We start from the raw sequence: 11,945 nt of genomic DNA, 5'->3' as shown, positions 1-11,945 counted from the left end.
ATCAGGATATTCCGAGACGATGTCGCATGGAAACAATATCACCAATGACGATCAGGGCTGGCGCCTCGAAATTCTCACGCTTTGCATCGTTGGCTATGTTTTTCAGTGATCCGATGAAAATGCGTTCTTGCGCAGTCGTCGCAGCCATGATGACCGCAACCGGCGTGTCACCCGACCGCCCGCCTGCCATCAATAGACCGGCAATGATGCCGATGTTCTTCAGACCCATATAGACGACGATTGGCTCCTTCGTCTTGGCAAGCGCCAGCCAGTCAAGATCGTCCTCGGTACCTGCCGCATGGCCTGTAGCGAGCGTTATGGCCCGGCTGACACCCCGCATCGTCGCTGGAATACCAGCCGCCGCCAGGGCCGTAAACGAGGACGTCATGCCCGGCAGCACGCGAAATGCAATGCCAGCCTCGCGCAGCGCTTCGATTTCTTCGCCACCCCGGCCGAAGATGAAGGGATCGCCACCTTTCAGGCGCAACACCTTCTTCCCTTCCCGGGCAAAATCAATCAACGACGCTGTAATATCATCCTGCACGGCAGAAGGCTTGCCGCCCCGCTTGCCGGCAAAAACGATCTCCGCCTGCGCACCCAGGGCAATAACCTCATCGCTGACCAGAGCGTCGCGCACGATGATGTCTGCTTGTCCCAGCGCAAGGGCGACATCCAGTGTGAGATAACGCACATCACCTGGCCCGGCTCCGGCCAGCCAGACATGACCGGCTTCGAAGGCCGGTCCTTTTTGGGCGATGTTATCCATAATTTGCGATATCGACATACTTGCTGCTTGCTCTTTACCGATGACGGACAAAGCCGTCCCGGCTATAGGAATTCAAATGGAAACGGATGGAAAGACCCTTCGCCGCGGCTGGACCACGGGCACCTGCGCGGCAGCCGCCACGAAGGCGGCCTGCGTCGCCCTTCTGACCGGCGAGTTTCCTTACCCTGTCGAGGTTGAACTTCCAAGCGGGGCGCGACCGGCATTTTCGCTTGCGACCCAGGAAAAGGGTGAAAATTTTGCCCGGGCCGGCGTCATCAAGGATGCGGGAGACGATCCGGATGTCACGCATGGTGCACTGATTGAAAGCACCGTGCGGTTGGGAAAACACGGAAGCGGCATCGTTTTCAAGGCTGGCAAGGGGGTCGGCACAATCACCCGGCCAGGCCTCCCCTTGCCCCCCGGCGAACCCGCAATCAACCCCGTTCCTCGCCGCATGATCGAAACTGCAATTCGTGAAGTTGCCGGTGATAACAGGGATTTCGAGGTTGAAATCTCGGTTCGCGACGGCGAAAAAATGGCTGAGAAAACGCTGAACGGTCGGCTTGGAATTATCGGCGGCATTTCCATTCTCGGGACGACCGGGGTGGTTATTCCTTTCTCCTGTTCGGCATGGATTCACTCGATCTGGCGCGGCATCGATGTCGCCCGTGCGACCGGTCTTACCCACCTGCTTGGCGCGACCGGCAACACATCGGAAAAGGCAGGACAGGCGCTGTATGAGTTGCCCGAAACGGCCTTGATCGACATGGGTGATTTCATCGGCGGCATGCTCAAATACCTGCGCAGCCATCCGGTCGAACGGGTCACCATTGCGGGCGGTGTCGCCAAGATGACCAAGCTGGCGCAGGGCATGCTGGATGTTCACTCCAAACGCGGTCTTGCCGATCTCGAAGCCCTTGCCGAACTGGCCATCGGAGCCGGTGCGGACGACGTGCTTGCCAGTGAAATCCGGCAGGCCAATATGGTGGCACACGCTTTTCAACTGGCTGAAGCCGCAGGAATTGATCTGGGAAATATCGTTGCTGAGAAAGCCTGGGTCACCGCCGCCGCCGCATTGAAAGATCCGGCTGTCTCGCTCGATATTCTGGTATTCGACCGGCAGGGCAATCTGAAAGGCCGCACCGCCTTCACGCCGTCCGATCACCCTTCGGCATTCTCCTTCGAAGAGCGGAACCGACGGACATAATCGGCGCTGTAAAGCGCGCTTTCGCGGAAATCCTCGGACGCAAGTCCACGCCCGACAAAGATCAGGGCTGTGCGCTCCACAGGTTCGGCAGCGAGCTTGCCTTCGATATCGGTCAATGTGCCACGAATGACCCGTTCCTCGGGCCAGGATGCACGAACGACGATCGCAACCGGGCAATCGGCTCCGTAGAGCGGCGTCAACTCCTCGACCACTTTGCCGATGGCATGAATGGCAAGATGGATGGCGAGCGTTGCACCGGTCGCACCGAAAGCCTTCAAGGTCTCGGTCTCGGGCATTTTCGACGCGCGTCCGGAAACACGGGTCAGCACCAGGCTTTGCGCAACCTCGGGAACCGTCAACTCGCGCTTGAGCGTTGCAGCAGCGGCAGCAAAGGATGGAACCCCAGGCGTGACAGTATAGTCGAGACCCAATCGCTCGAGGCGGCGGATCTGTTCGCCCATGGCGCTCCAGACGGAAAGATCACCAGAATGCAGGCGGGCCACATCCTTACCCGCTCTCGCTGCGGCGACGAACTCAGCCTCGATCTCGTCCAGCGACAAGGAAGAGGTGTCAACAATGCGCGCGCCCGGCGGGCAGTAGTCGATGAGCGCTTTCGGCACCAGCGAACCGGCATAAAGGCAGACAGGGCAGGCTGCGATCAGGTCGCGCCCGCGCACCGTGATCAGGTCGGCAGCACCCGGGCCAGCGCCGATAAAATGAACCGTCATGTTTCTTCTCCAGAAATGGCAAAGGCCACCGTGATATCGCCAACCACGAAACGCGGTGCGACCAGTTTCGAATTCTTGCCAGCAACGGCGAGGGCTGAGGCTTCGCTGACACTGGGCGATCCTGTGTGAGTGAGGCTGACTTCCGAAATCGTCAGCACTCTCGCCGCCGCAGCATCGAGACTCACCTGGTCGGCCACGAGCAACCGCATTCCAAGTTGCCGCGCCGCACTTTTTATACCCGGCTCATCAGCCTTGATTGGCGCCGTGGCAAGAAAATCCGCGTTTACGTCAAACGCCTCCTGTGCAGCGCGCAATGCTGCCACGATAGCGTCTCCGCCGACGCCTTTACGGCATCCTATTCCCGCAACGATCACGTTTCCTCATCCCGTGATTTGGTCCAGCTCCACTGCGTGACGGGCATCGCCGGTTTCCAGCCCGACATCGACCCGACCGCCGACGCACGCGAGACGTCGAGCCGGATGAGGGAACCACCAAGGCGCGCCTGCGCAGAAAGCAGCATCGCTTCCATTTCCAGCGTCACGGCATTGGCGATAAGCCGGCCACCTGGCTTCAGAGCCTCGATTGCACCGTCCAGAACGCCCTTTTCGCTACCACCTCCACCGATGAAAATCGCTTCTGGGCGAGGTAGACCTTCAAAAGCTTCCGGTGCCGCGCCGATCAGAATTTCAAGTCCGGGAACGCCGAAGGCTTCTGCATTGCGCGCGATACGCTCGGCACGCTGACTGTGCTGTTCAATCGCGATGGCTTTGAGCGAAGGGTGCGAAAGCATCCATTCGATCCCGATCGACCCGGAGCCAGCGCCGATATCCCACAAAAGTTCACCATGGCGCGGGGCAAGCGACGACAAAGTGACCGCACGTATCTCGCGTTTGGTAATCTGCCCATCATGTTCAAACAACGCGTCATCAAGTCCGCTGGTGTAGGGTAAGATACGCGCGTTTGCGTCAGCGACGATATCAATCGCCACGACGTTCAGGGGATCGATATTCTCCAGAGAGAAATCCTGAGCCTTGGCGTGACGCAACCGCTCACGTTGCCCACCGAGCGCTTCCAGCAAGAGAAACGTCGAATGCCCGAACCCAGTCTCCGAAAGCAATTTTGCGATAAGAGCGGGCGCTTGAGCATCGGAGGTCAGTACGATGATCTTTGCACCTTGATGCAGGTGCGGCCGAATGAGATCAATGGAACGGCCGTGCAAAGACACGCATTCAACGGATTGCAGAGCCCAACCCAGACGTGATGCCGCAAGAGAAAATGCGGACGGCGACGGATGGGAAACCGTCTCTTCGGCGGCAATCTTTCTCAGCAGCGTTACCCCGACGCCGTAGAAGAACGGATCGCCAGATGCGAGAACACAGACTTTATGGCCGCGTAGTGCCACGACTTCGGACATCTCGACATCAAATGGTGTAGGCCAGGACCTCGCCTGACCCTTGATTGCGGATGCCGCAAGCTCCAGGTGGCGCACACCGCCGAAAACAACCGCCGCACTTTCAATGGCACGACGAGCGTTTTCGCCAAGTCCGGACAATCCATCCTCGCCGATCCCCACGATCGAAAGCCACGGCTTTTTTGCCTTTTCAGTGGCAGCTTCATCCGTTCCAGCATATTCAGAGACCATGACACGCTCCATCCTGATCCTTGGCGGCACAACGGACGCCCGCCTTCTCGCCGGAAAGCTGGCCGAGGACTCCGGCTTCCGCATTCTGCTGTCCATGGCTGGACGCACACGAGACCCGGTTAAACAACCGGTACCCACCAGAACCGGCGGTTTTGGCGGATCGGCCGGACTTGCAGAATTCATCCGAAACGAGAAATTTGATATTCTGGTGGACGCGACCCACCCCTTTGCGGCGCGTATTTCGCGTAACGCTGCAGAAGCCGCCTTGTTGGCTGATACTCCGCTGATTGCGCTCGACCGTCCAGCATGGCGACAGCAACAGGGCGATCGATGGCAAAGGGTGATGACGACGCATGACGCGGTTACCGCACTTGGCGCTACCCCCAGACACGTATTCCTTGCGCTGGGGCGACAAGAGCTTTTGCCATTCGAAATGGCACCGCAACACTCCTACCTGGTCCGCAGTGTCGATCCGGTCGAGCCGCCACTCAAGCTGCCGGACATTCGCTACATAACGGCACGTGGACCTTTTGTTCTGGATGACGAAATCGCCATGCTGAACGACAACGGCATTGAGATCGTGGTCTCCAAGAACTCCGGCGGCAATGCTTCCTATGGAAAGATCGAAGCGGCACGACAGCTCGGCATTCCCGTCATTATGATCGAACGGCCGGAACGTCCCGACGTGGCGACGGTGCCCGATATAGACACTGCGCTGGCCGCTATCCGTCATCAGTTTTCCCTTGCCGAAAAACGCGGCGAGTAAACCAGCGACGGTTGGTTTTTGCGGTCAATGATCCGGGTTTCGACCGATCCGACGATAATGCAGGTGGCCATGTCGGCCATATCACTCTGCGCTTCAGACAAGGGCACGACGCGCATGCGCTCATCCTGTCGACCCGCCGCCCGGCCGAAAATCACCGGCACCGACCCCGGCAAATGATTACGCAGGATATCGAATGCCGTCGTCAACTGATGCGGACGGGCCTTGCTGACGGGATTGTAGAAAGCCATGACGAAACCGGCTTCCGCCGCTGCAATCAAGCGCTTTTCAATAATGGCCCAGGGTTTCAGGTTGTCCGAAAGGGAGATGGCACAAAAATCATGGCCAAGTGGCGCTCCGGCACGTGCGGCAACAGCAAGCATGGCTGTCACCCCCGGCACGACTGAGAATTCGATATCCCGCCATTCGGCAGGACCATCTTCCATGGCTTCACACACGGCGGCAGCCATAGCGAAAACACCGGGATCACCGCCGGAAACGACACAGACATTGCCGCCTGATGCCGCAAGTCGAAGCGCCTGTCCGGCCCGCGAAATCTCCTCGCGATTGTCGGAAGCATGGCGACGCTGATCTGGACGCAGCGACAGCCGGTCGAGATAGGGAATGTAACCGAAGAAATCCACCGCCGCTTCGACTGCGGCCAATGCCTCAGGCGTAATCTGCCCGGTATTTCCAGGGCCAAGGCCAACGACCGTCAGCTTGCCGGTCATTGCGCATCCTCGTTCGAAGGCCTGTTCTTCCATCCGGGAACCAGCACCAGCGAGAAATAAGGTGCTGGCGAACCGTCTCGCTCGGCCAGCCGCATGGCTTGACCGTTTTCCATTGTGCCGCGCTCGACGTAGAGCGCATTTTCCAGTTTTCCAGCCTTCTCAAGAGCACGGCGGATTTTCGGCAGGTTGCGGCCAACCTTCATGATGACGGCACCATCTGTTCCCGAGAGCCGGGTTTCCAGGATTGCCTCGTCGAGCGTTCCCGGAAGGATGCTCAGGATGTCGTCCCCCTGAACCAGTGGCAGGCCGGCCATCGACCAGCACCCGGACATCGCGGTTATGCCTGCCACGACTTCCGCCGGATAGGATGGAGCGAGGCGCAGATGCAGATGCATATACGAACCATAAAACAGCGGATCGCCTTCCGACAGCACCGCAACATTGCGCCCAGCGTCGAGGTGAGCAGCAATATCCTTCGCCGACTGGTCGAAAAATGCGGCAATGGCGCCGCGATAGTCGTCACCGTTTTTGTCGCTCTCAACAGTGATAGGATAAACAAGCGGCATTTCCAGCGTGCCGGGACGAATGAAGGCTTCGACGATACGACGTCCGTTACCCGTGCTGCCCTTTTTGCAGAAAAATGCCACGACATCGGCTGTGTCGATGGCCCTGACAGCTTTTAGTGTCAGCAATTCCGGATCGCCGGGACCCGTACCGACGCCGATCAGCTTGCCCTTCAGCATCTTTTCCTGTGTCGGCTCCAACAAAGCAGCACTCATAGACCCGCCCTCGCGATAGCGTTGACGGCAGCGGCCGTCATTGCAGAACCACCCATACGTCCTTTGACGATGGCGTAGGGAATACCAAGCGAGCTTTCCTCGAGTGCATCCTTTGATTCCATGGCGCCAACGAAACCGACGGGCATCCCGATGATCGCGGCGGGACGAGGAGCGCCTTTTTCCAGCATTTCCAGAAGATAGAACAGAGCGGTGGGCGCATTGCCGATAGCAATAACCGCACCTTCCATCTTCTCGATCCAGAGATCGAGAGCAGCAGCGGAGCGCGTATTGCCAATTGCCTTGGCAAGTTCAGGCGTGCGCGGATCGCGCAAGGTGCAGATAACGTCATTATTGGCCGGCAAGCGGGCACGGGTAACGCCATGCGCAACCATCTCCGCATCGCAGAGTATGGGTTTTCCCGCAGCAAGCGCACCACGCGCTGCCGAAACGAAATCGGGCGAGAAGCGGAAATGACGCGTCGCCTCCACTTGCCCGCAGGCGTGGATCATACGGATGGCGATATCCGCCTGCTCTGGCGTGAAAACCGAAAGATCGGCTTCTTCACGGATGATGGCGAAGGAGCGCTCATAGATCGCATCGCCGTTGCGGATATAGTCATAGTTGGTCATCGGTCATCCTGTCGGAGCGCCGCGCTGACCCTGTCTTTGCCCAGGCGGACAAACAGGGTGCGGGCATTTTCTCCGGGCTTATGTTCTTTTTCGTAAAGTCGGGCAAGCCGCGAAAGCACGGCCTTTTGTTCATCAGACGGCAAAACAAGATCCGGTGCGTCGGAAACGCGGCCTGACAGCGAAAATGCCAGTCCTTCCGGAGAGCCTGAAATGGCAAGGAGGGACGGAGAGGGGTGCGCGCAGCCTTTCCCACAACCGGACACATGCAGTGTCAAAGAGCCATCCAGCAACGACGCGCACTGCTTTGCCGCGAAATCGGCAAGTTCGTGGGTTGGCAGGAGGGCTGACGCGCAAGCCGGGGCACCGGAACAGGTTGCGAGAGACGATCTTGGATCGTTTCCCGCAACAATCAGGCCGGATGACTTGGCATAGGCAATCAGCAGCTCACATTGAGTGCGAGTACCGAAAAAAAATAGCCCGTGCGCCGGCCCCGGCCGCATTGCATGGATGCCGACGCTGAGCGCAGTGCGGCACAACGAGGAGAGCGACGCCGTCGCAATCTGCCCAAAGGGAGGTGCGATGCCAGCCGCAAAACCATCGTCACCCAAGGCGATCAAACCGTAAGGAGATTTTGATGTCTCGGACAAATCGGGCGCCAACTGCTCCAACAGCACATCGCCGCAAATGGCGTTCACCGCATCACGGTCCAAATCGCGCCCACGCGCAGTTTGGCCCTGTTCAGCCAGGTGGCACAGAAGTGCCATGACAGCGTCGGCAGCGTGTTCTGGATGAAGGACACCGGCATAAAATGCCTTGTCTTCCGTTCCTCCCAGCATCACTTGCCAGAAGATCTGACCGTGGCGCTGTACCGCCTTCAATCGAACATCCGCGAGAAGGTCGCTCATGCGAATCTGGCCACCGCCATCGACCACAACGGACATTTTTGCGGCAACACGCTCGTGCAAACGGAGTTCGAGAGACTTTTCGTGAATGCACCTTGCAAGGGCAAGCGAACTGCTTGTTTCTGTCACATCACGCCCGGCAAGAGGCGAGGTTTCTACCGCCAATCCTTCTCGAACCGGCAGAGCTAGAGCGAGAACATCGTTTTCCAGGAGACAGGCGCTTGGTGATGTCAAACCACGAAACTGCAAGCCACCTCGCGCCGTCACATCAATCAACCCGTTGCCATGGCGGGCAGCCAGATCGCAAAGATTTGCGAGATCCTGCGGTGATATGTCGCCGGTGAAAGCGACACGGGACAACAGTCCGTCACCCGTCTGCATCGGCGCCGACAAGGCAGGACAAACACCACGTCGGGAAAACGGCTGGACAGGATCGAGGTGCGCCGCGTTCATACGCTTACTCTCTCGGAATGTGGAGCGATCAGCATTTCCAGTTCCGCATCCACCGCATTGCGGCGACTATGCCACAGGTTACGATGCCGCGCCGAGAGAAAACGTCGGGCCATGACCTCTGCCGCCTGCGGGTTTTCCCGAAGGATGAACGTACGCACAGCTTCATCGCCGAAATAGGCATCGTAGAGCGCTTCGATCAAAGACGACGAAACGGCGTGTGTGGTTTCGGCAAAACCGATCAACCGGTCCACGGTTTCAGCAAACTCCGCAGCACCACGCGGACCGTGCCGCATCTGGCCGGCAATGAAGCGTGGGTTCACGGCGCGGGCACGCACGACACGCGTCAGGGCCTGTGCGATTGATCGGGCGCGCGGGCGACCGGGATTGGTGGTGTCCAGTGCCACGACATCGGCGGCTTGGCCGAGCAGCGCCTTGGCGGCGGAAAAACCACCAATAAATGCCACGTCGGACGATCCGTCGAGCAGATCGCGTCCGGGGTCATCGCCTGTATGGACGAGCAACTCGGCCTTCTCGACCTGTACGGCAAAGCCGGCATTCTCAGACATCTCGAGACCATCTGCGCCACCGAAGGCGTGGTTTGCGGCATCGAGATAGGTACGACCAAGTTCTTGTCGTTCGTCCCAAGACCCATTTGCCAGCTTTTCTTCGATCCCCGCGCCATAGGTGCCGGGGGCAGATCCGAAAATACGCGCCGGGATAAACCCGAGCGCCAACGCTTCTTCTCCCAATGGATTGTCACCTGGGGCTTCCTCACGACGCGCAATCGCCTTGGCCGCAGCATCGAGAAGCGCGATAAGCGCCGGAAACATATCGCGAAAAAGACCGGAAACGCGGAAGGTCACATCGACACGCGGTCGACCGAGCGCCGCAGGGGGCAAAACCTCGATACCGGTGACCCGACCAGTAGCTGGATCGTAAACCGGTCGCGCGCCCATCAGATGGAGTGCCTGCGCGACATCCTCACCGCCATTGCGCAACGATGCCGAGCCCCAAAGATCGAAAACCATGTGCTTTGGCCAGTCACCGTGACTTTGAAGGTAATGCCGCAGCACTTCCTCTCCTGCCATGCGGCCCAATTCGAAAGCCGTTGGCGTCGGCATCGTCCGGGGATCGGCCGCATAGAGATTTCGGCCGGTGGGCAGGACGTCCAGACGCCCGCGCGCTGGCGCGCCGGAAGGGCCCGGTGGAATGTGTAGACCATCCAGAGCTGCAAGCAGTGCCGTCTTTTCCGACGCGGCACTTTGCAGCCTCAAAGGATCAACGTCACCCGCAGCACTGCGTCCGAAAACATGCTGGCCATCCTTGATGGCAAAATCCTTCAGGTCACAGAGAAAGGCGTCAATACGAGACAGGGCAGTGTCTGCGTCGTCTTGAGTGCCGACGCCTGCGTCGGCCGCCAGACCTGTCTCACGTGCTTTCTCCACAATCAGTTTCGCCAATCGATCACGGCGGCGGCGATCCAGCCCGTCCGCCTGGGCATATTCATCCACAAGCTGTTCGAGTGCCGTCTGATCCGCCGAGAGGCCGGCATCAACAAGCACCGGCGGGACGTGACCGATGGTAACAGCGGCGATACGGCGTTTGGCGACCGCCGCCTCGCCGGGATTGGAAACGATAAACGGATAGATGACTGGCAAAGCCCCGGCAACGACCTCCGGAAAGCAGACTTGCGACAGAGCAACCGTCTTGCCGGGAAGCCATTCCAGTGTGCCATGCGCGCCGACATGGACGACGGCGTGGGCATCGACTTCCCTTTGCATCCACGCACCGAATGCCGCCAGTGCATGACGCGGTGGCAAGGCAGGATCGTGATAATCCACGCGGCGATCTTCGTTACGGCCGCGATCAGGGGCGAGAGCCACCGTGACGGAACCAAACGTCGCGGCACGAAAGCGGAATGCCCCCGCGCGGACAGCATCATCCCCCTCGGCAGGACCCCACGTCGCCTCCAATGCGTCACTCACCTCTGCCGGAAATGCAGCGCGAAAATCCGCGTAGGCAGAACAATCGATCTGCACATGCCCCTGTTCGACGCGATCAAGCAATGTACGCGCCGTTTCTGGAATTTCCGAGACCGAATATCCCGCAGCCTTTAGGTCGCGCAGCATTTCCAGAACGCTTTGTGGCACATCGAGCCCGACGGCATATCCGGTTCGTCCGGGTGCAGCACCCGGATAATCGGGCATCAGAACGACAATACGACGCTCCTGACGCGGTGTCTGTTTCAATCGCAGGAAGGCTGCAATGCGGTTCGTCACCTCCAGGACGCGGTCTGGCTCAGGCACATTGATGAGGGCTGAGTTACCCTGCGTACCGGGCTGCTTGAATGAGATTACACCGGCAAGAATCCGGCCATCCAGTTCCGGGAGCACGACGTGCATGGCGAGATCGGAAGGGTTTAGGCCACGGCTATTGTCCGCCCAACCGTCACGCCGGGTTGTTGCCATGATGACCTGAAAGACCGGCAATCCCAATCGATCGAACAGGGTTTTTCCATAGTCATCGACCTGACTGGCAAACGCCGTAGCAGCAATAATGGCAGCCGGTTTTAAGCCGGGAAGCACACGCTCCAGAAATCCCGCCGCATCCGCATCCTTCAGGCCGCTGACAAAGATTGGTAACGGCGCGAAACCACGCGCCTTCAAGGATGCAAACAAAGCGTCGATGGGCGCGACATCGGACGCCAGCAGCATCGAGCGATAAAACAGGATGGGCAGGACTGGGGCATTGACGCCAAAATCCTCCGTCGCCCGTTTTTCAGCAACGAAGCCCTCACCCGGCCGATAAAAGCCGGTCTTTGGCAGGGGAACAGGTTCAACTTGCGGCCAGTTGTAACCGCCTGAGAGCGCCGCCAACCCGCTGGCGAGACGCTCCATGTTCTCCGACCCTCCTTCGCGGAAGAAGGAGAGGATCGCAGCAAGTGTCGACTGGTCGATCGTTGAGGCCACTTCCAGCTTGTCGTCGCGTTCGCTGCATTCACCAGGCAGAAGCGCAAGCTTCACACCGCGCCGTCGCGCCATCTGCGCAAGCTGATCCACGCCATACCGCCAGCGATCCGCACCACCCAGAATCCGGATAAGGATAAGCTTTGCGTGTTCTGCGGTCTTCTCGATCCAGAGATCGACCGACATGGGGTGGCGAAGTTCCGAAAGATTGGCGGAAACGAGGGTAGGGCGTGCCTGATCCTCCCGCCATGCCCGTTCCACACCAGCGAGATCACTGGCCGAAAAGGACAAAACCACGACATCTGCCTGCGGCTGGTTGAGATCAACCGGCTCGATCAGGTCGTCCAGAGACGACGATGTCGTGGCAAGGATATGCATT

11 protein-coding genes are annotated in these 11,945 nt (G+C 59.1%); 2 read left to right on the top strand and 9 right to left on the bottom strand.

Going from position 1 to position 11,945, the window contains the following annotated elements; genetic code table 11:
• Nucleotide 1: 1 nt before the first annotated feature.
• The gene (cobA, locus tag HWX89_RS02685) at nucleotides 2-784 is read right to left on the bottom strand and encodes a uroporphyrinogen-III C-methyltransferase (RefSeq protein ID WP_138795165.1); all 783 of its coding nucleotides are present in this window, start codon (nucleotides 782-784) and stop codon (nucleotides 2-4) included.
• 58 nt (nucleotides 785-842) lie between these two features.
• On the opposite strand from cobA, the gene HWX89_RS02680 reads away from it, so the two are divergent.
• Nucleotides 843-1,973: a cobalt-precorrin-5B (C(1))-methyltransferase gene (locus tag HWX89_RS02680; RefSeq protein ID WP_178340597.1), complete on the top strand. Its 1,131-nt coding sequence runs from the start codon at nucleotides 843-845 to the stop codon at nucleotides 1,971-1,973.
• Here HWX89_RS02680 and cobM read toward each other — a convergent pair.
• From cobM to cbiE, 3 genes are read right to left on the bottom strand one after another with little or no spacing between them, the layout of a single operon-like run.
• Nucleotides 1,928-2,701 carry a precorrin-4 C(11)-methyltransferase gene (gene cobM, locus HWX89_RS02675; RefSeq protein WP_138795164.1) on the bottom strand — a complete coding sequence of 258 codons (774 nt, stop codon included), beginning with the start codon at nucleotides 2,699-2,701 and terminating at the stop codon, nucleotides 1,928-1,930. The two genes, HWX89_RS02680 and cobM, sit on opposite strands and share 46 nt — an antisense overlap.
• Nucleotides 2,698-3,075, bottom strand: a complete 378-nt coding sequence (locus HWX89_RS02670) for a cobalamin biosynthesis protein (RefSeq protein ID WP_353505652.1) — start codon at nucleotides 3,073-3,075, stop codon at nucleotides 2,698-2,700. The genes cobM and HWX89_RS02670 overlap by 4 nt, the downstream gene beginning before the upstream one ends.
• Nucleotides 3,072-4,343, bottom strand: a complete 1,272-nt coding sequence (gene cbiE, locus HWX89_RS02665) for a precorrin-6y C5,15-methyltransferase (decarboxylating) subunit CbiE (RefSeq protein ID WP_138795163.1) — start codon at nucleotides 4,341-4,343, stop codon at nucleotides 3,072-3,074. The genes HWX89_RS02670 and cbiE overlap by 4 nt, the downstream gene beginning before the upstream one ends.
• Here cbiE and HWX89_RS02660 point away from each other — a divergent pair.
• A complete protein-coding gene (locus HWX89_RS02660; protein ID WP_138795162.1) occupies nucleotides 4,342-5,109 on the top strand; it encodes a cobalt-precorrin-6A reductase in 768 nt (255 codons plus the stop codon). The two genes, cbiE and HWX89_RS02660, sit on opposite strands and share 2 nt — an antisense overlap.
• Here HWX89_RS02660 and HWX89_RS02655 read toward each other — a convergent pair.
• The 5 genes from HWX89_RS02655 to cobN are packed head-to-tail and all read right to left on the bottom strand — an operon-like array spanning nucleotide 5,076 to nucleotide 11,944.
• Nucleotides 5,076-5,837 carry a precorrin-3B C(17)-methyltransferase gene (locus tag HWX89_RS02655; protein WP_138795161.1) on the bottom strand — a complete coding sequence of 254 codons (762 nt, stop codon included), beginning with the start codon at nucleotides 5,835-5,837 and terminating at the stop codon, nucleotides 5,076-5,078. The two genes, HWX89_RS02660 and HWX89_RS02655, sit on opposite strands and share 34 nt — an antisense overlap.
• A complete protein-coding gene (locus HWX89_RS02650; RefSeq protein ID WP_138795160.1) occupies nucleotides 5,834-6,616 on the bottom strand; it encodes a precorrin-2 C(20)-methyltransferase in 783 nt (260 codons plus the stop codon). Before HWX89_RS02650 ends, HWX89_RS02655 begins: the two co-directional genes overlap by 4 nt.
• Entirely contained in the window at nucleotides 6,613-7,245 is a 633-nt protein-coding gene (locus HWX89_RS02645; RefSeq protein ID WP_138795159.1) for a precorrin-8X methylmutase, read from the bottom strand. Before HWX89_RS02645 ends, HWX89_RS02650 begins: the two co-directional genes overlap by 4 nt.
• Entirely contained in the window at nucleotides 7,242-8,600 is a 1,359-nt protein-coding gene (gene cobG, locus HWX89_RS02640; protein WP_138795158.1) for a precorrin-3B synthase, read from the bottom strand. Before cobG ends, HWX89_RS02645 begins: the two co-directional genes overlap by 4 nt.
• On the bottom strand, nucleotides 8,597-11,944 hold the full coding sequence (cobN, locus tag HWX89_RS02635) for a cobaltochelatase subunit CobN (RefSeq protein WP_138795157.1): 3,348 nt from the start codon (nucleotides 11,942-11,944) through the stop codon (nucleotides 8,597-8,599). Before cobN ends, cobG begins: the two co-directional genes overlap by 4 nt.
• Between the last annotated feature and the right edge of the window lies 1 nt (nucleotide 11,945).

This window comes from Rhizobium sp. RM (assembly GCF_013390595.1).
GTDB lineage: Bacteria > Pseudomonadota > Alphaproteobacteria > Rhizobiales > Rhizobiaceae > Agrobacterium.
This window is presented reverse-complemented; position numbering and strand designations above follow the sequence as displayed.